We start from the raw sequence: 20,901 nt of genomic DNA, 5'->3' as shown, positions 1-20,901 counted from the left end.
CAGATTATCCCTACAGAAATAATTATGAATGATATTGCTTCAATATTACTTTTTGTTAGGTGTTTTTAAATCAGTTAGTTGTCCTTTATAGATAAGGGTGTCCCTTCTAACGCTATTGTCTTCTATATTTAGTTGCTCTTCATAGGCCTTTGCATATGCTTCGCGTTCACTTTCACTAATCCAACCGCCTCCTAAAGCTTTGTAAAGTGTTATGTATGCCAAAAATACCTCTTTATAGGTTTGTGAATATTCCAGTTTGGCAGCAAAGGTTTGCCGTTGATTTTCTATAACTTCCAAATAACTTGTGACTCCTTTGTCATATCTTAAGCTAGAAAGATAGCTGGCACTTTCAGCTGCTTTGTATCGGAACTCTTTTATTTTTAGTTCTTCCTTAAGGGTTTGGACAGTAATCAAGGCATCATCTACTTCCCTAAAGGCATTCAATACCGTATTTTCATAAGCGAATAAAGCCTGCTTAGCACCTTCTCTTTCAATATCAACTCTCCTTTTGTTTTTGCCCCATTCAAAAAGAGGTCCTACAAGACTACCCTGTACACCCCATCCCAACCCATTGGAAATGATATTGGATAACTCTGGACTTCCATAACCTAAAACGCCTGTCAAACTTATCGTAGGAAAGCGTAGGGCTTCGGCGACTCCTATTTTGGCATGTTGCGACCAATAGTCATATTGGGAGGCGATGATATCTGGACGTCGCAATAGTAAGTCTGAGGGGAGCCCGGCAGGTAGTGAATCTGGCAATTTTTTTTCTATAAGGGTTGCAGGGCTGGGTACTGGACCTGGATAATTCCCTAAAAGTAACTTTAATCGGTGCTCTGTACGGGCAATTTGCCGCTGATAAAGAGGAATGGCCACTTCTGCAGTGGCACTCTGAACTTCCGCTTGATTGACATCTAGTAGCGGGATAATGCCCTTTTCGTAGCGCAATTTAATAATGGTCAAGGCGCTATCCCTAACCTTAAAGGTATTTTGGGCAATGACCAATCGGGTACGGTAATCCAACAAATCATAATAGCTGGAGGCAACCTCACTGATCAAACTTAGTTGCGTGGCTCTTTTTGCATAGGCCAGAGACAACAAATTTGCCCGAGCAGATTCATTGCTACGTCTTATGCGGCCCCATACATCAATTTCCCAGTTCAGGAATGTTTGAAAGGAATAGTTGCCTGTTACCTCATCAACCGTGACGTATTGAGGGTAATTGGTAGGTGTTAGGTTCCCTGAATAGCCTATGGCCGGTCCAAAATCGGCTTTACTGACGCCCAGTACAGCACGAGCCTGTTCTATCCTGCTACTGGCAATTAATACATCTCTGTTATTTTCCAAGGTGGCTGTAATCAAGGAGTCTAGGACAGGGTCTTTAAAAAGTTCCCACCAATTTAGATTGATAACCGTATCCTGTTGAACATTAAACCTGAAATCAACAGGTTCGTTAACCTTTGGAGGTGTATAATTAGGTCCTACAGCACAGGAGTAAATGGCTAAAATCAGCGTAACAAAGAGGCCATATTTTATGAGTTTGTGTGTCATTCCTCTTTATTTTCTATAGATTCCGAAGACGCCTCTTTCAAGCGTTTTTTCTCATAACCAAATAGTTTGCCCACAAATACAAATAACATGGGATACAGAAATACCCCAACGAAGGTGGCTACAACCATGCCTCCCAATAAGGTCATTCCCATTACTTTTCGGGCTTCAGCTCCAGATCCCGTGGCAATGACCAAAGGGAATATCCCGAAAATAAAGGCAAAGGCCGTCATGAGAATGGGTCTAAAACGTTCTTTGGCAGCCATTATGGCTGCATCATATAAACTTTTTCCATTATGGAATTCTTCCGTAGCAAACTCAACAATAAGAATCGCATTTTTGGCCGCCATTCCAATAAGCATGACGAAGGACACTTGAGCAAACACATTATTTTCAAAGGAAGGGGATAGGAACCTAGCAATGTACAATCCCAGAAATGCCCCAAAAATGGCAAAGGGAGTTCCTGCCAACACACTAATGGGTAGGGACCAACTCTCATACTGAGCAGCCAGAATTAGAAAGACGAAAATCATGGAAAGTCCCAATATGGGCAACAAACCTCCAGAGGCCTTTTTCTCTTGATAGGAAAGTCCATTCCACGAATAGCCTACATCGCTGGGTAATACTTCTGCAGCTACTTCCTCTAGAGCGTCCAAAGCTTGCGTGGTACTATAGCCAGCAGCCGCTGCTCCAGAGACCTCAATAGACCTAAAGAGGTTGAAGCGATTGGTGTAATCTGGTCCAGAAATATGTTCCATGTCAATGAAGGTAGACATAGGAACCATATCGCCGTTCCTATTTTTCAGAAAGAAGCTATTCAACCCCGATTCATCCTGACGGTACTCAGGTTTGGCTTGTATATAAGTTTTATAGAGCCTTCCAAATCTGTTGAAATCATTAACATAGGTCCCTCCCATATAGGCACCAACAGTGGCATAGATGTCATTTAAAGGGATGCCTAGTTTAAGGGCCTTTTCTTTGTTGATTTCCAACAAACGCTGGGGTACCGAAGCATTGAAAGGTGTGAAGGCTCTTCCTATTTCAGGGCGTTCCATAGCTTTTTGCGTAAATATATTGGCTTGTTCGGCTAGATATTTTGGCGTGTTGCCTCCTCGGTCCTGTATCATAATGCTGAATCCTGATCCCTTGCCCAAACCAGGGATAGGGGGAGGACCAAAGGCCAAATTGATACTGCCCGGTATTTGTATGAGTTCTTGATTGATGTTTTCAACGAACGCTTTGGCTGTAATACTCCGTTCATCCCAATCTTTTAGTTTCACGAACATCACCGCAGAATTGTTTAGAAAAGAAGTAGACAGCAAACTGTAGCCCGTTACATTAGTAACATATTGCACATCTTCTTTGGCTACTAACAAATCTTCTACCTGCCTGGTGATGTCGTTGGTCCGTTGAATAGAGGCTGCTGGTGGTAACTGAATATTCACAAAAAAGTAGCCCATGTCCTCTTCAGGGATAAAGCCCATAGGAACCACTTTTGATAAGACTCCCATACCCACAATTAAAATCCCTATAAAAATCAATCCACGTTTGATTTTGCCGGTAACCACATTGGTCACGGACATATAGCCTCCGGTAGATTTTTTCATAAACTTATTGAACCCTCCAAATATTTTGCCTAAAACGCCTTTATAAGGCTTGGGTTCTTTTAAGAGTAAACTACAGAGGGCAGGCGATAGGGTTAAGGCGTTTACAGAGGATACAATCACAGACAAAGCAATGGTAATGGCAAATTGTTGGTAGAGTTTTCCTGTGATACCGGACATACCCGCAACAGGAATAAAAATAGCCACCAATATCAAAGTAGTTGCAATCACGGGGCCTGTAACCTTTTTCATGGCATCGATAGTGGCTTCTTTGGGTTGCATCCCCCTTTCAATGTTCACTTGTACCGCTTCCACCACAATAATGGCGTCGTCTACCACGATACCAATGGCCAAGACCAATCCTAACAGCGATAAAACATTAATGGTAAATCCTAGCATTGGAAAGAATATAAAAGCGCCTATAAGGGACACAGGAATCGCAAGACAAGGGATGAGGGTGGCTCGCCAGTCTTGAAGGAATAAAAACACCACAAATATTACCAAGATTAAGGCAATGATTAAGGTTTCAATAATGTCATCAATTCCGGCAGTAATGGCCAAGGTGGTATCCAATGAAATATCGTAGGAGATGCCCTCGGGAAATCGTGTGCTCATAAAGGCCATGGCTTCTTTTATGCCATTGGCAACTTCCAAAGCGTTGGATCCTGGCGCTTGGTATATGGCAATCACGGTACAGACTTCTTTATTTAATCGGGTGAAAGCATTGTATTTTTCAATGCCGAGTTCCACCTCTGCAATGTCCTTTATTTTTATTTCGGAGCCATCGGGTTTTTCGCGAACAATGATATTTCCAAATTCTTCTTCGGAATTAAACCGAGAGGGCATTCTAACGGTATAGGTGAATTCGGTGCCTTGAGGCGCTGGTTCTGCTCCCAATTGGCCTCCTGGTACCAAGACATTTTGTTCATTAATAGCTTTGACAATTTCAGGTACTGTAACTCCCAATTGGGAAAGTCTGTCCGGTTTCACCCAAATCCGCATGGAATAATCAGATCCGAACACGGTAACATCCCCAACGCCGGGAAGTCTTAAAAGTTCGTCCCTAAGGTTTATCAACGCATAGTTCCCCAGAAATTCTTGGTCAAAACTGCCGTCGGAGGCAAGTGTAACCACCATCATTACATTAGACATGGCCTTTTTGGTGGTAACACCCAATTGCTTGACGGACTCCGGTAATCTGGCCGTAGCCGCGGCAGCTCTGTTTTGGACCAAAACCGCATTCATATCTGGATCTGTTCCCACATCAAACGATACCCTAATGGCCATAGTACCATCATTGGAATTTGTAGACAGCATATAGAGCATGTTGTCCACGCCATTGATTTGTTGCTCTAGAGGTGTGGCTACCGATTCTTCGATGTCTATGGCGTTGGCACCAGGATATTTGGCTCTCACAACCACTTGTGGTGGACTCAGACTAGGGTATTGTTCAACAGGGAGCCCTGTTAAGGTAATAGCGCCCACCAAGGTAATAATGATGGCAATAACCATTGCTAATACGGGTCGACGTACAAATAAGTTACCCTTTGAATCGGACATAAAATTGGATATTAGTTTTCTACCTTGCTTTGATACTGAACTAATTTGGGGGCAACTTTCATTTTGGATTTTACTTTTTGAACTTCGTCAACCACAATTTGTTCACCGGGCTCAAGTCCTTTTTCAATAATGTAATAATCCTTATAATTTTTAAACACTTCGATATTTCGTATTTGCACAATGCCATCATTACCCACCACAAACACCATATATTGTCCTTGAATTTCCTGGACGGCCTTTTGAGGAACTAAAATGGAATTCTCACGCATGTTGACCAAGGCCCTTACCTTAGTGAATTGTCCCGGACGGATAAGTCTATCGGGATTGGGAAATGAGGCTTGAAGCAATATAGAGCCTGTACTAGGATCGATATTACGGTCTATAAAGTCCAAGTGCCCTTTGTGGGTATGTATGGAATTATCGGAAAGAATCAATTCCAATATTTGCTTATCTGCCAAAGTTTTGAATTTTTTATCGGTATCGCCTTTTTTTACCAATAAGCGTTTCATAAATGTGAGGTATTCTGCTTCCGAGAGAAAGAACTGCACTCTTATAGTGTCAATATCCGAAACCGTATTTAAGATGATAGGGTTGGGTTGTTTACCAACATATTCGCCTTCTCGAGCCAACGTTTTTCCAATGACCCCATTTATTGGAGCATAAATTTTACAGTGCCCTAAATTGATGGTTGCAATTTCTAGGGAAGCAAGGGCCGCTTTAAGCTCTGCATCTGCGGCTTCTTTTCTTGCCGTGGCTCCATCCAAATCACTTTTACTAATGGCATTCAAATCGGCCAATGGTTTAATTCTGTTATAATCGCTATTGGATTTTGCCAGTAGTGTTTTGGCGGAAGATACTGCACTGTTGACTCTGGCAACTTCGGCTTCAAAAACTTGGGAATCGATACTGTAAAGAAGGTCTCCTTTTTCCACCCGATTGCCTTCTTCAAAATGTATGCCTTCCAAAAAACCGTCCACGCGCGCACGGATGGGAATATCTTTGATGCCAAATACCTGTCCTACAAAATCTTTGTAAATGGGTACCGTTTCGGTTTTTAGCTGTATCACGCTTATGGGAGCCACCTGTGCGATGGGATTTTCCACTTCATGTTTGCAGCCAAAAAGGAATAGTACTAAAAGAACAATGGAGTAATTTTGGTTTGGCATGTTTTGTACTTTAGTTCCTATAAAAATATGAAAAATCTAAAGAAAAACATTGTGATTTGAAATGTAAATAATTGTTTTTTAACTAGTTGTGTTTTTTTTGTATCTATTGTGATGTGCTAAAAAGAATAAGGACTTTGCCCATAGACTGACTGTAAGTCTTTTGAAGGTTGCCTATCTATAATTCATCTATGCTATTGGAGGTCAATTTTTGAATGTTCTGAGTGATTTTTTCTATGTCCCAATGCCACCACTGCAATTCCAAAAGCTTCTTTATGGTGTTTTCGTCAAATCGTTTTCTTATTTCTTTGGCGGGATTGCCACCTACAATAGAGTAGGGTGCCACGTCCTTAACAACTGTGGAATTTGTGCCTATAATAGCGCCGTCCCCAATGGTAACTCCTGCCATAATTGTGGCGTTATGCCCAATCCAAACATCGTTTCCAATGATTACATCACCTTTATAGGGATATGTTTTTCCTTCCATGGCTTTTTCCCAACCATTTCCGAAAATGGCAAAGGGATACGATGAAATTGAATTAGTGAGATGGTTGGCACCATTCATGATAAAGGATACCCCAGAAGCAATCATGCAGAACTTGCCAATTATTAATTTATCGCCTGTAAAATCAAAAAGGTATTTGACGTTCCTCTCAAAATTGTCAACATTTTCAAAGTCGTCATAATAGGTGTAATCGCCTACAATGATATTCGGATTTTTGATAATGTTCTTTAAAAAGCAAAGTCTATCATAATTTTCAAGGGGAAATTTTAGGTCTTTGTCAGGGCCGTTCATATTAGTTTCAATGTTTTGTGATATTGATAGTATTAAAGATAGGGAAAGTGCAATAATTTTCTGCTTGGACGAGAACCCGAATTGAGAACTGGCTAAGCAAAATTAGCAGGAATGAACTAAACCTCTTGTTTTGAAAGGTTTTTCCCATTGAGTTCTTTCAGTATATCGAATATCAATCCTTGAATGCACCGAATAATGATGAAAGTCAATGGTAAATCAACTATCCAACTTAGTCTTTTGGCAGCATTCCATTCATACATTGAATGGTATTTATCGGGGCAACAGTCTACTGTCCATTGAAATTTTGAATAAAAGTATATAAAGGAAAAGCTGGTCACAAAAAGATAAATGAGATTTAAAAATTTACTTCTCAATTTCTCAGATGTAATAGTAAATAAGATTATTAAAACTATGGGAATTAACCCAAGGTAGATGGGTATTTCACCTAAAGTTTGGGAGTAGATGAGGTTAATTCTAAAAGCAAAAGATAAAACAGTTAATATGATACCAAATAGAAATCCATAAACAACACCAAAAAACTTTATTTCAATTAGTTGCATTTGTGGGTGGTTTTAAAGAGGGAACAAATCTAGTGGAATAACTATTGAAAATCTGTGTTATAGATGTTGTGCTGTACCAAAAACAGTTAGTTGTTTTCTTTTTAAAGTTATGAAGCGAATTATAGCTTGATGATTGTTATAGTAATTACTTGAACTATAAATATCAAAATTCCTACTAAAGTTAATTTTTGATTATATGTTCTATTTATTTTTTCTATTTGAGGATATAAATCCTTAGTCCAAACATGTTTTAGTTCTTGTGCTTGGTAACCTCCATTATTTTTAAACTCACGACCTTCTTCCGTTATCAAGATATTAGCACTTTCATCTTCTCGAATATAACCATTGAACAAAAGCTCATCCTTAAATGACTCTTTCATCCAATCTTTCCATTGATATTGATTTAATGTTTTCGCAATAAATTCCATATCAATTTTTACGGGATTTGTTACTTTGAAAATTTCTTTAAATGTTAGAGATTCAAATGATAAAAGTAGGCCAAGAATATTATCTAAAATTTCGTTTCTGGATAATAGGGTTTTCTGTTCCATAAGTTATTTAATGAATTGGGGTTAATGGTTTACAAACATTGTCATAAATATAGTTCTTTTTATTTGGCTATAAAGTAATAGTCTATGGTTGGATATAAAGATTTTCTTCTTAAGATACAGGTTAACTTATGCTTCACAGATACTAGCCTCTTAAATCATATTCCATTACAAAGCAGCCAATGATGATTCCAAAGAACTCCAAAATGCCAACCTAGGGGGATACTGTTGTGAGTCGAAGTTTTATATCGTTGCTGAGATATCCGATTCCTTTTTTACAAAATACGTTACATATATGAGCACTAAAAGAGGCACTATAATCAAACCAGTTGTGAAATTCAATAGTGAAGCCCAATCGTTCAATTCCTTCCCACCTTGAGAAATCAGGACTAAGTCTCCCAAAGGCCCTTTTGAAAATAAGGTGTTGTAAACAAAATTCCATCCCAAATGAAGCCCAAAGGGTAACATTATAGATTTGGTTTTGGCAAAAGCCCAGGCCCATGCGTAGCCCATTAATCCAGTTCCGATAAATACCAAAATCATTGCCATGACATTTCCTAAAACACCATATGAGAACCAATGATAGACTCCAAACGCCATTGCGGAAATCAAAATGCTTTTTACCGAGCCTATTTTATGGATGAGCAAATAGAGTAGGGCACCTCTAAACATCAGTTCTTCTGTCAACACCGATTTAAAATCCCACCAAAATGAGTTGAAAACAATTCTGGTAGTAATGGTGTCATTCAAAACCCAAGTCGATGCTTTTAAATAAGCCTCAAAATATTGTACAAGAACACAAAGTATTCCAGTGACTAAAAACCCCATTAAGAATTGTTTCAGCCTTTTTGCCAAGGGCAGAATTCCTAAGGCTAGGATACTCCGCTTCTCAATGAGATATAAAAGCATCCACGAAATGGCAATTGCAACTAAAATTCCTATCATTTGGTTGGTTTTAAATGATGCTTAATGGGGTGTTTATGGTTTTTTGATTGGGAAATCTTTTTGGATTTGTGTGTTAGATCTAAAGATAGTAAAACTGAAAGCAATAAACTCGAAATAGTGTTGTACACCATATTTTGTACTATTTCACAAAAACCTTAAAAGCCCATGGTGCCATTTCAATTTTGGTGTTTTTATTGAGTTCCACAGGTTCATTTGAAATGAAGTCTTTGTAGTTCCCGTAATACAAAGATTCCTTAAACTCTACAGTCCTTTTGTTCTCTGAAAAATTAAAAACGGCAAAAACTTTATCCTTGTCATTTTGCCTAACAAAACTAAAAACTTCACTTTCTGCATTATTGGGAACTTTTATCATGGTTGTGCCCCATTTGGCATGCCATAAAGCCGTGTTGGTTTTCATTAGCGCAAACAACTTCTTGTATAAATCTCCTATATAGTGTTCTTGCCATTGAATAGGATCCTTTTCAAAAAACGCCAGTCTCTTTTTGTTTCCAGCTTCCTGACCGTTATATATCAAGGGCATTCCTTCCCCAACAACAGAAAGTACAATTGCAGCTTCCAAACCGTCTCCAAATTGCTCCCACATGGTACCTTCCCAAGCATTCTTATCGTGGTTACTTACAAAGGTCATGCGCATACTATTTTGAGGAAAGGCACATTCGTTCCAAGAATAGTAAATATACAGGCCATTAACATCTGCTTTGCCTGTACAGATCTTATGGACAGTTTCATTCCAGCTCCAAGCATAGGTCATGTCGAAGGCTTTGGCATGTAAATCTCTAAATTCCCATTCGGCCAGCATAAAAATGGGTTTTATGGCATCGAGCTCCTCACGGGCATTATTCCAGAACTCTACAGGTACAAAGCCAGCAACATCACAGCGGTAGCCATCAATATCTGCTTCCTTAACCCAGTATTTCAAAGCGTCCGTCATGATTTTCCTAACCTCCGGATTGTTGTAATCCAGATCAATGATATCGTCCCAATCCCACCATGGGGTAGGTCTAAAATCTCCCTTGTAATCTTTCTCGTACCAATCGGGGTGCTCAACTACCCAAGTATTATCCCAAGCCGTGTGATTGGCAACCCAATCTAGAATGACATACATGCCTTGTTTATGGGCATCATCAACAAAGTGTTTTAGGTCCTGTAAATCGCCAAATTCAGGGTTGACGCCGTAATAATCTTTAACCGAATACGGACTGCCTAAAGTTCCCTTTCTGTTTTTGACACCAATGGGATGAATGGGCATTAACCAAATAATGTCTACCCCTAATTCCTTTAAACGAGGCAGTTGCTTTTGAGCCGATTCAAAGGTACCCTCGTCCGTAAACTGTCTTGTGTTTAATTGATAGATCACGGCACTCTTTGACCATTCTGGATGAGTGAGCTTGACGTATTCCTGTGGTTGATACCTATCTTCAATTTTGGGTGTAATAGTCTCTTGCTTGTTTTCTTTTACATTGTTTTGACATGCAGTAAGAAATGCTATTAAAAAGAAATAGTAGACTGTATTTTTCATATTGATGATATTAATAGCAGGCAATGGTTATTTTCGTTTATAAACGCTTTTCCCTTCCTTAATAGTTTCCAGAACTTTAATGTCTTTTAACGTCATAGGGTCAACCTTCAATGGGTTTTTATCCAAAATCACCAAATCTGCTAATTTACCTTCACTTAAGGTCCCTTTGATGTCATCTTCAAACAATTGATAGGCAGACCAAGATGTGATACATTTCATTGCCTCATAAGGTGTTAAACGTTCATCTTTGCCAATAATGTCTCCACTGCGTGAAACCCTATTAACAGTTGTATGCATAATCATCATTAGATTAGGTAGGGCAACAGGGGCATCGGTATGACTGGTAACATGAACGCCTTTATCCATACAAGTTTTGATAGGGCTAATGTGCATGGCTGCTTCTTCATCTATAATTTGTTTATACCAGTCTCCCCAATAAAAAGTGTGCATTGGGAAAAGGGATGCTACAATATCATATTTTTTGAGACTATCAATTTGATTCATTCTAATTAACTGCCCATGAATAAGACTGTTACGCCTATCATTGTTTCCGTACTTTTCAACTGCTGGTTCAAGTGCTTTCAACCATTGGTCAAGTGCAGCATCACCGTTACAGTGTACTTGCATTTGCCAATTATTTTTTAGGGACATATCTACGATTCTCGCAACCTCATTATCATCAGGGATGGCAGGGTAACCTCTGTAATCTGCATTCTGTCCATCGGGAGGTAAAGTATAGGGCACAGTTCTCCAAGCGGTTCTGCCTTGAGGAGAGCCATCCAACGTTAATTTAATTCCAGCGATTCTATAATGATTTTTATAGTCCTTGCCATACCATTCGGTTTCCATATACTGAGGATACATATAATCGACATAAGAATTGACGTCAATTGGCATTTTTCCGCGCTTGGCATAATCGGCCAACTGCAGATGGTTTTCCATAGCCCGACCTTCTTGAGCCGTTGTATAGCCATAACTGGTAGCTAATTCAAACCCTTTTTCAATAAAAAAATCCCCTAGTTCAGGAGAACTTGGTGTTAATACCTTTAACATGGCGGGAATACTCGCTAACTCTTCCATAACTCCATTGGGTTCTTGGCTATTAGGCATTCTTCGTATAATACCGCCAGAGGGGTCCTTGGTATCCTTGGTGATATTCAATAATTCCAACCCTTTAGAGTTTACTACACTGAAATGCCCCGATATGTGACAAGCCATCACAGGTAAATCTGTGGAAACTAAATCTAAATCTTCCTTAGTTGGAAATCTATTCTCTTGCAGTGCGGCATCATCAAAACCTAGTCCGACAATCCAACCATTGGTTTTGTCCACTCCATTTTTTTTATACCAGCCTTTTAGTTCCGATATAAGTTCCGGAATGGTATTGCATTTGCCATCGGGCGAAGCCAATAAATTGGCACATACAGCTTGAGCGCCAAAACTGCTGAAATGAGAGTGGCCATCTATAAAGCCTGGAACCAATGTTTTTCCTTCCAAGTCTATCATAGTATGTCCTTTACCTGCTTTAGTCATCGCCTCTGCTGATTCTCCCACATATACAATCTTGCCCTCCCGAACAACAAGCGCTTGAGCATACTTTGGTTCGTCGCCTTCCATTGTTATAATATCGCCATTGTAATACACTGTGGTACCGGTACCATCAATTACGGGTGTTTCTTTTTTACAAGAGGAAAAAAGTACAAGACTTAAAACAAGAGCCCCAAAAATTTTTAGTTTCATAATATATAATTTTTACAGCAGGCAATGGTTTTGTTTGATTTCTTTGAGAGGAAAACTCAAAACAATAAGGGGACATGGTGTTGATATTAGTTTATTTGTTTCAATATTTTCATTTGGTTAACTAACTTGTTCAAGCCATCATAAACTTCTTTACAAAATCCAAATTTTGTTTCTTCATCATTTATTTTTAAATCTATTTCATATCCTGTACCACTGGCATATCCGCCACATCCTGAATTCGATTCTTTGGCTTCACTTTCAAAAGCAATTACTAAATCAATTAATCCATTAATAGACCCTGAGAAATGCTCGGTTTCAGATTCTTCATTCGTTGATGAATGATAAAAAAACATTTTCTTGTTCCGTTGTGTTATATAGATTCGACCATAATTTAAATCTACGCATCCTGATAATTGTTTGTATATTATTTCGATTTCTAAGGAATCAGTGTTTTTGAATTTTTGACTGATTATCTTAGTATATGTTTTATCTATCTCAGTTTTATGTTTTGATCCTCTACAACTAATTGAAATTATAAGAATAAAAAGTACTGAGTTTAGTTTCATCCAATTTTAAATTAATGTCAAGCCTTTTATAAATATAGTTGTTTTTGTGCTTTATAAAGCTATCAGTTTCTAGACCTCTCAGACCGCTTAAACAAATATTCCATCACAAAACAGCCAGCAATAATTCCAAAGGATATCAAAATGCCAAGCAAATTAGTGCGATACTGTTGCTGAATGAGTACCACAAGGGCGGTCATGCACAAAACAAAACCAATTAAAGGAATGAATTTATTACTTCCCGTGTCTTCAGCCAATCTAAATCCCGTCAGATTAACGATTCCAAAAATCAATAGGAACCCCATACTGCCAGCTGTGGAAATACTTTCCAATTTCAAAACATTCACCAGAATCAAAGTTGCTATAGAGGTGATGAGCAGCCCAATAGGGTGGTTCCAGAATTTAGCTAAAAAGTGGTGTGGTAGTTCATCATCTTCGGCAATTTCATAATTCACCCTACTACCACCGTAAAGAGAGGCATTAATGGCAGAAAAGGTCGAAATCAAGGCTGCTATGGTAATGATGGTAAAGCCTACTTGTCCCAACAAGGGTTTGGCGGCTTCGGCCAGTACATAGTCTTGGGCCTCGGCAATATTTTGAAAGGGTAGCGAACCCACTGTAACCAAAGCAATGATGACATATAGGACAATCACAAAAATGACTGAAGTATAATAAGCCCTTGGAATATTGCGGCTAGGATCGGCAATATCTGGAGCAGCATTGGCAATCAGTTCAAAACCTTCATAAGCCACAAAAATGACCATACCTCCTGCAAATAAATGGATAAAGGGTTCCCAATTGGCAACGGCCAATTGTTCGATATTGGGATTCTCCATTAAACCATAGGCCCCAATACCAATAAACCCGATAAGAATAATCAGTTTAATAATGACGGCATAAGATTCAATTTTACCAACCACAGCAATACTGTAATAATTAATGGCCGTGGCCAACACAATAATGCCACTAGCATAAATATGAAAATCGAGGCTTTTATCATGTGTGATTTGCCACAGGTTAGGCGCATAGGATCCAAAGGCCGAGGCATACAAAGACAACATGATGATATAACTTACCCACAATAGATTGTTCATCGCACCACTAAACACCGATTTCCCAAACCCTTGATTGATAAATTTTACGGTACCGCCACGGTCAGGATAGTGCAGGGAGAGTTTTACGTAAGAGTAGGAGGTAATCAAGGCCAACAGTCCTGCCCATAAAAAGGCAATTGGTGTGCCGCCTTTTGCCAAACTTACGGCTAGACCCAACACTGCAAAAATGCCGCCACCAACCATACCGCCAATACCAATGGAAATAGCTTCTTTAAGGCCTATCTTTTTGTTCATATAGAGGTGTCATGGTTGCACATTACTTGGATCCTGTTTTAAGGGATGTTACCCCGTTTTTTGGGTAAGAAATAAGGCATTCAAAATATTCACCGTATTGGTAATGGCTAATTGAGGAGTGAGCGCTGTATCGGAGATGCCTGAAACCACCTTGGATATATTGTGGTCTACAGAGCCCTTATCTTGCCATACCGAATTAGGGGCAACGGTTAAATAGGCCGAAAAATTATGGTGGCCCGAGCCTGGGCGTTCCCCGATGATATGGACGATACCATGAGGCTTTGGTTCATTGGATGTATTGCCAAACAGAAGTTCTCCACAGGCATATCCGGCACGGACACGACCGTTGGTAATCATGATTGGTTGCTTGCTTAGGCTATAACCCTGTGATTTCAGTTCTTTGGTCAATCCATCCAAAAAGGGAATCAAATGGCCTTCATCCATCAATGCTCTGGCATTAAGTCCGTCTGAAATGATGATTTGAATGTCTGGAGGGCTTTCCCAAGTATTTTTTAGGGAGTTAACCTGGTGTATGGCATCGGGGTTTAAAACTTCACCCGATTCTGGATGGTACACGTAATCTTTTCGATTATGGGAGGCCGTAGCAATGGCTAATGATGCTGGAATGCTTTGTACAAACTCAGGTTGCATTTCAGTCCATAGACTGACCTTGGCATCATCATATAAATACTGTACTTGCTTCTCCAGTTCAGGCTTTAAATCCCAATAGTTTTTGCCGTAACCCTGAGCAATAGGGACACCGCGGTTTTCTATACGTTCAATGGCATCTTTACCTTCATTATAAATAACCTCCAAAGATCTAGTGTCGTTCTTGGCTTGTCGGTATTTATAATACACCCAGATAGGATCTCCAAAATGTTTCGTGGGGTGTCCTTCCTTGTCGATAACTTCTAATTTTTTAAAGAAGTCCCACATGGCATCATTCACTTTGTAACCAAAGTCTTCTCTAATTCTGACATGATTATTGAAGGCCGTAGTCAAATAGCTCAGCATAGGATCGTTTTTGGTGGGAAGTGCCATTAAATAGGCAGGATTTGCAGGCATGACCTGTGAAATGCACCAGTCTAAATCCTGTAAATTCACATCCATATGCAGGGTGGAGCAGATGTCCAATCCTATGGTGAGCCCGTGAAGTTTGCCCATCACGGTATCTTCTAGACAACAGCGGACTAATTGTTCCTTGGTTCTAAACACTTCCGGACCAATAAATCCAGCGACATCATTCACATGGACCCAGGAGTTGTTATCTCCTTTTAAAGCACTGATTTTTTGTTTCAAAACCCTCAAGAAACCATATTTCCGAGATTCATGCATCACCATATCAAAGCCTTCTGCATGGCCGTTGGTGAAATCGGCGCCTTGTCCTGTTTCGGCATAAAATCCAAAATGCCCATTGCGAAGGGATGCATATTGTAGCATTTTATCAATAGTAACATCAAAGGTATTGTTGGCACTCACTGTGCCGGCAATACTCTGAAACCAGATGCCGGTGCTTCCTGGATGTTGACGTTCCACTTCCGCTTGCACATCTACATGGGATAGCACACAGTTTGGGATGGTAGTTTCCAAACCAAAACTTGAAATAATGTCAAACAAGGTTTTTTCAATAGCAGCTACAGATTCGGGGTCACTGGAGACAGGATTGGTGCCCAACACCACATCACCAACCGCATAAGACCAAGAATTAAACACCTGCCATGAAATATCTTCGGTATTATCTGTGGGGGAGTTGGGTTGTACACGAGCGCCCATATACCCCTTACTTCCGATGTTACTGTTGGGCAGCGGATTAAACACCTTGTTTCCAATGGTAATGAGCTCGTCGTTGGACATTAATTTTACCACACAGGCTATGGTGTCACTGCTAAGGCTTGGCATGATGTTTTTAATATCGTCTTCGCTACTGTGTAGCAAAAATTCTTTGAGCTGGTGCATAGTCCAGGAATCGACCTTGGAGTTGGTAGGGAGTGAGGTTACAATCAAGTTTGATAGTTCATCTTGAAACACATTGTGTTTTGAAAGCTCTTTGATAGTGGTGTTACTTAGTAATTGTCTGGCATGAATCCTGGATTGTTCATTGGCTGCAGCTATGTTTAGGGTTTGGTCACCTTCTTTGAAGTCATTTGCGGCCCCTAAAATCTGTTTGTAAAGTGTAATGTCAAAAGTTCCTTTAATCCTATTGATGTATCCAAAAACGTCTTCATCCTTTTGGGGTTGTTCAATGTTAGGGGCTTTTGGGCCAGAAAGAGTCGTTTTAGAATCAGAGGCTAGGATAGGAGAGCCATTCAACAATAATAGGGAGGCTCCAGTAATACCTGCTTGTTTTAAAAATTCTTGTCTGGTCATAGCGGCACGGAATTTTTAGTGAATAACCAAGATACTTAATTTCAAAGTAATTTCCGAAATAAGAATGGATTGGGATTATTTAAAACCCGTTTGTGCTCAGTTTCTACCTAAAAATCATCTCATGTAAGCTTTCGTCCTGTTCCATCACTCGTTTGGCATAAGGACACAGAGGCAGGATTTTAACCCCTTTGGATTTGGCATATGCCACTCCTTTTAGCACCAATTGTTTGCCGTAGCCCTTGCCTGAAAACTTTTCAAAGGTTTCGGTGTGGTCAATAATGAATTTGTGTTTACCGGCCCAAACATAGGTCATTTCTCCTGCGGGGATGCCATTTTCAAAAATGGTAAATGTTCCCTTTTTGTCAAGCTCTTCTCTTATAAAGCTCACAACAACCTTTGGTTTATCGTAAATAGGTAGGGGCACAAATTCTGCGTTATCTCCAGGCACTTTTGGAAAGGCTTCAAGATTTTGCACACTCCAATTGATTTTTGCTTGCTCTAAAATGTTTTTATTTGAACTCACAAAATTCCAATGGATAAAACGTTCTTCAGGGAATGGGGTGCCTCCAAAAATATACACGGTAGTATTGGCTTCCATTTCAAAAGCACATAAGGTACTGTCTTTGGCAATTAAAATTTGCTTGGGACCATATTGGTGGCCATCATTTTTAATGCTCCCTTCCAAGATGTAAAGGGCGGATTCCCCATAAAGATCTTTGCCAATCGATACCATTTGCCCATTGCCGCTTTTTAACTCTAAAAAGTACAGGGCACTGTGAACCGGCACAGGTGATGTTTTGCCAAAGGCTTCGCCTGCAATAAGCTTGATTTGAATACTATTGTCTTCCCACGAGGGGATGTCGGAGGCCTCAATATGGTGAAAAGACGGTTCCGATTGTTCCAATTCTTTAGGAAGACCTACCCAAATTTGAAGGCCGTGGAGTTTTTTATCCGTTGTTCTCAAGTAGTCTGGAGTCCTTTCTGAATGAACCACACCTTTCCCCGCCGTCATCCAATTAACCGCTCCAGGTTGTATTTCCATGGCCGTTCCCAAACTGTCTCTATGAAAAATAGCGCCCTCAAACAAATAGGTGAGGGTAGAGAGGCCAATGTGTGGGTGCGGTGGTACGTCCAAATTTTGATAGTCCTTAAGTTCAGCCGGTCCCATATGGTCAATAAAGACAAAGGGTCCCACGGCTCTTTTTTGGCGAAAAGGCAAAAGCCTTCCCACTAAAAAATTACCGATATCGGCAGCGCGTTCTTCTATAATCAATTGAATGTTGGACATGGTAGCATGAGTTTTGTATTGAAGGATGGATTAAGGTGATTTTTTATTTGAAATACAGTCAAAAAAAAATGGCCACCTAATTAGTTTAAAGGTGGCTATTTTTTTTGGAACCTGCAATCCCCCTTTATGGAATGTACTTACTGTTAATATGTTATTTAGGTGCAATGTCGATGTTGACTTCCACGATTTTACCTTCATAGGCAAAGGGTGGGTGGTAATTTTCTGTTACTGGAGATCCCGTGTCTTCACCAATGCCGAAAGTGTCAATTCCAAACCTTCCGGGAACGGTGTGTTCCAATTTGGCTTCCCCCACTTTTTCATTATTGATATATAAAGTAACATTGGCGCCCTTTCCAGCTCCACCACCATCGTATTTAAAGTCTACCTTCACAGAAGCCAATCCATCGGGAAGTTTCTTGTTCGATTTTATAGTAGTGACTTCCGATTCAAAGAAATTGTAAATAAAAGTAGGGTAACCGTCTTTTACATAAAGTGTGTAGCCTGCACCTAGGCCGCCAATAGCATTTATAACACCATCTTTTTCTTTGGCAGTGGTTTCCAGCATCGCTTCCAGAGTCCACGAGGTGTTTTTGGTGTTCGGTGCTGCGGTTTCAGGAATACGCGTAGCGCCTTCATAATAGGTGAATTTGGTACGATCACCCAACGGCGAGGGTTTGGGTACGGCCAACCTTGCAGCCCCACGATCATCCAATGGGAATACATGGTACTTTTCTGCTTCCTTTTCCCATATGGCTTGAAGTTCCTTTAACTTATCTGGGTATTTTTCGGCTACATTAACAGCTTCAGAGAAATCCTCCTTGACATTGTAAAGCTCCCATACTTCATTTTCAAACCCTGGGGCAAGATCTTGTCGCCATGGGAAGGTGTGCTGATGGGCTGCTACCCAACCGTCATGATACAATGCTCTGTTGGCAAAAACTTCAAAATACTGAGTCGTTCTAATTTCTGGTGCTTTTGGATTCGTAAAGGTAGAATAGAATGATTTTCCATCCATGGGGCGTTGTTTGACACCTTCTACATAGTCAGGAAAGGAAATACCCGTTGCTTCCATAATGGTGGGCACCACGTCTATAAGGTGAAGGAATTGCGAGCGCATACCTCCTTTATCCTTGATTACTTTTGGCCAAGAGACCACCATGGGGTTGCGGGTGCCTCCAAAGTGGGATGCTACCTGTTTGACCCAAGGGAAGGGCGTGTTCCCCGCAAAAGCCCAGCCTACTGGGAAATGGGGCTCTGTAGTGGGGCCGCCAATTTCATCGGCTTTTTTCAAGTTTTCTGAAATGGAACTGGAAATTCCATTGAGTCCTTTTACTTCATTAATGGTGCCTTCTAAGCCACCTTCGGCACTGGCTCCATTGTCGCCAACAATGTAAATAATTAAGGTGTTATCGGCATCTGGCAATTCGTTTATGGCATCAATCAGTCTGCCTACTTCATGATCGGTAAAGGCGAGATAGCCTGCAAAATTTTCAAACAACAAGCTGTAAAACTTTTTTTCTTCCGCGGTTCTTGAGGTCCAAGTAGGAACGGAGTCGTTACGAGGAGAAAGTAGCGCATCCTCAGGAATAATCCCCATTTTCTTTTGTCGTTCATACACAATCTCACGCTCCTTGTCCCAACCATGGTCAAATTTGCCTTTGAATTTATCACGCCATTCCTTGGTAACATGGTGAGGGGCATGCGTGGCACCAGGGGCAAAATACATAAAGACGGGTTTATCAGGCGAAATGGATTTTTGCAATTGGATCCAGCTAATAGCCTTATCCGTCATGTCCGTCATAAAATGATACCCCTCTTCTGGAGTAGTGTCGGGCTCCACAGCAACGGTGTTTTCAAAAATAACGGGATAGTACTGATGGGTTTCACCAGCATTAAAACCATAAAAATAATCAAACCCCAATCCTGTTGGCCAACGGTCGAAAGGCCCTGCCGCACTGGTTTCCCAATCAGGCGTGTTGTGGTTTTTGCCAAACCACGAAGTATTCACGCCATTATATTTCAAAACTTTAGCAACAGTAGCGGTGCTTTTAGGAATCATAGTGGTGTAACTTGGATATCCTGTAGCCCATTCTGCAAGGAAACCACTTCCACAGTTATGGTGGTTTCTACCGGTAATCAAAGCGGCTCTTGATGGACCACAAATGGCAGTGGTATGGAAACGGTTGTAGCGCAAACCATTATCAGCGAGTTTGTCAAGGTTAGGTGTAGGGATGGAGCCTCCAAAAGTACTGCTCATTCCAAAACCAACATCATCCAAGAGGATTATGACCACATTGGGAGCTCCTTTGGGAGGCGAGGGAAGTTCAGGCCAATCCATTTTGGAATCCTTGTAAGTACGCCCAATTTTTCCATGGAATTCAGGGTCGTCATAGGGAAGTTTGTTTTGTTCTTGTGATTGCAAGGGTGAAACAACAATAAGGGCAAACAGAATAAATAGAATTCTTTTCATCTCGAAATTATTTAATTAAAATACACATCGGGCTGGCTAATGGAGTCTTGTTGATAGTATTAGCATCATTCAAGAACTCCCATAGCTGATTGCGTAGGTGACAATAAATTGATTCTGAATTTATTTGGGAGAATAATTTCTCCTAAAGATAAAATAATTTGAAGACAAAAAAATGTTTATTACTGTTAATCAGCGTGTTAAGTTTGTGTTTTGTTCAATTTTGAAGGGAGTTTTCAATACGTTTATCTGGGATGATCCACATAATGGCGACTATAACATAGCATAGGATTCCAATTACAGGAATAAAAAATGAGGCTACCACACCTACAAGGTACAAAGCAAGGGAAGCGTATTCTTTCTTGTTTCCGGAAAGGGCCTTGCCAATTTTGGAAGTTTTACCTTCAAATTTAATAGCCGCCTTTTCCAAAACTAAAAAGGCTATGGCAGCCAACAGGAGGTTCATACCATAAAGAGCAACAGGGTAAGTGTCAAAATGGTTTTCACCCATCCATCCCGTAGTAAAAGGCACCAAGGACAAACTGAACAATAAAAATAAATTAGACCACAGAACACTGCCGTTTACTTTTTCCATAGCCTGAAATAAATGGTGGTGGTTGTTCCAATACACCCCCAAATAGATAAAACTTAAGACATACGACATGAATTTTGGGAGTACGGGTTTTAGGGCCTCCCAACTGGAACCTTCCGGTACTTGCATTTCCAAAACCATAATAGTAATGACAATGGCTAGAACACCATCGCTAAAGGCTTCTAATCTGTTGGTAGTCATGGATGTATTTTTGTGTTGGATTGATTAAGGTAAATTACACCAAAAATGCGTGATGGACAAGAGGGAAGTT

Annotated in this window: 14 protein-coding genes and 1 pseudogene; all 15 read right to left on the bottom strand. The window is 40.2% G+C overall.

Annotated elements, in window-relative coordinates; genetic code table 11:
- Window positions 1–45: 45 nt before the first annotated feature.
- The 15 genes and pseudogenes from BKM32_RS14350 to BKM32_RS14275 all read right to left on the bottom strand — a co-directional run bounded on the left by BKM32_RS14350 (window position 46) and on the right by BKM32_RS14275 (window position 20,831).
- Window positions 46–1,551, bottom strand: coding sequence for an efflux transporter outer membrane subunit (locus BKM32_RS14350; protein ID WP_076664564.1), 1,506 nt, complete (start codon window positions 1,549–1,551; stop codon window positions 46–48).
- Window positions 1,548–4,712 carry an efflux RND transporter permease subunit gene (locus tag BKM32_RS14345; protein WP_076664562.1) on the bottom strand — a complete coding sequence of 1,055 codons (3,165 nt, stop codon included), beginning with the start codon at window positions 4,710–4,712 and terminating at the stop codon, window positions 1,548–1,550. The genes BKM32_RS14350 and BKM32_RS14345 overlap by 4 nt, the downstream gene beginning before the upstream one ends.
- An 11-nt stretch (window positions 4,713–4,723) precedes the next feature.
- A complete protein-coding gene (locus BKM32_RS14340; RefSeq protein ID WP_076664560.1) occupies window positions 4,724–5,878 on the bottom strand; it encodes an efflux RND transporter periplasmic adaptor subunit in 1,155 nt (384 codons plus the stop codon).
- A 175-nt stretch (window positions 5,879–6,053) separates the two neighbouring features.
- Complete coding sequence (locus tag BKM32_RS14335; protein ID WP_076664558.1) at window positions 6,054–6,671, bottom strand: CatB-related O-acetyltransferase; 618 nt, start codon at window positions 6,669–6,671, stop codon at window positions 6,054–6,056.
- A 679-nt stretch (window positions 6,672–7,350) separates the two neighbouring features.
- The gene (locus BKM32_RS14325) at window positions 7,351–7,782 is read right to left on the bottom strand and encodes a hypothetical protein (RefSeq protein ID WP_076664554.1); all 432 of its coding nucleotides are present in this window, start codon (window positions 7,780–7,782) and stop codon (window positions 7,351–7,353) included.
- 240 nt (window positions 7,783–8,022) lie between these two features.
- Complete coding sequence (locus tag BKM32_RS14320) at window positions 8,023–8,724, bottom strand: CPBP family intramembrane glutamic endopeptidase (protein WP_076664552.1); 702 nt, start codon at window positions 8,722–8,724, stop codon at window positions 8,023–8,025.
- A 139-nt stretch (window positions 8,725–8,863) separates the two neighbouring features.
- Entirely contained in the window at window positions 8,864–10,264 is a 1,401-nt protein-coding gene (locus BKM32_RS14315) for an alpha-amylase family glycosyl hydrolase (RefSeq protein ID WP_083702202.1), read from the bottom strand.
- Between the two features lie 27 nt (window positions 10,265–10,291).
- Complete coding sequence (locus BKM32_RS14310; protein ID WP_076664550.1) at window positions 10,292–12,004, bottom strand: amidohydrolase; 1,713 nt, start codon at window positions 12,002–12,004, stop codon at window positions 10,292–10,294.
- An 86-nt stretch (window positions 12,005–12,090) separates the two neighbouring features.
- Window positions 12,091–12,570, bottom strand: coding sequence for a hypothetical protein (locus BKM32_RS14305; RefSeq protein WP_076664548.1), 480 nt, complete (start codon window positions 12,568–12,570; stop codon window positions 12,091–12,093).
- 62 nt (window positions 12,571–12,632) lie between these two features.
- Window positions 12,633–13,916, bottom strand: coding sequence for an APC family permease (locus tag BKM32_RS14300; protein WP_076664546.1), 1,284 nt, complete (start codon window positions 13,914–13,916; stop codon window positions 12,633–12,635).
- A 48-nt stretch (window positions 13,917–13,964) separates the two neighbouring features.
- On the bottom strand, window positions 13,965–16,283 hold the full coding sequence (gene eutB, locus BKM32_RS14295; RefSeq protein WP_076664544.1) for an ethanolamine ammonia-lyase subunit EutB: 2,319 nt from the start codon (window positions 16,281–16,283) through the stop codon (window positions 13,965–13,967).
- A gap of 103 nt (window positions 16,284–16,386) precedes the next feature.
- Window positions 16,387–16,671: a GNAT family N-acetyltransferase gene (locus tag BKM32_RS16600; RefSeq protein ID WP_256385859.1), complete on the bottom strand. Its 285-nt coding sequence runs from the start codon at window positions 16,669–16,671 to the stop codon at window positions 16,387–16,389.
- Window positions 16,672–16,695: 24 nt separating this feature from the next.
- Window positions 16,696–17,571, bottom strand: a pseudogene (locus BKM32_RS14285) (pirin family protein); the annotation flags it as partial.
- A gap of 151 nt (window positions 17,572–17,722) precedes the next feature.
- On the bottom strand, window positions 17,723–20,041 hold the full coding sequence (locus BKM32_RS14280) for an arylsulfatase (RefSeq protein ID WP_076664542.1): 2,319 nt from the start codon (window positions 20,039–20,041) through the stop codon (window positions 17,723–17,725).
- 214 nt (window positions 20,042–20,255) lie between these two features.
- Window positions 20,256–20,831, bottom strand: a complete 576-nt coding sequence (locus BKM32_RS14275; RefSeq protein WP_076664540.1) for a TMEM175 family protein — start codon at window positions 20,829–20,831, stop codon at window positions 20,256–20,258.
- Window positions 20,832–20,901: the final 70 nt, after the last annotated feature.

The organism is Mangrovimonas sp. DI 80 (genome assembly GCF_001975575.1).
In the GTDB taxonomy this organism is placed as follows: domain Bacteria; phylum Bacteroidota; class Bacteroidia; order Flavobacteriales; family Flavobacteriaceae; genus Mangrovimonas_A; species Mangrovimonas_A xylaniphaga.
The sequence above is the reverse complement of the archived record's forward strand: the minus strand, read 5'-3'. Positions and strand labels throughout refer to the sequence as shown.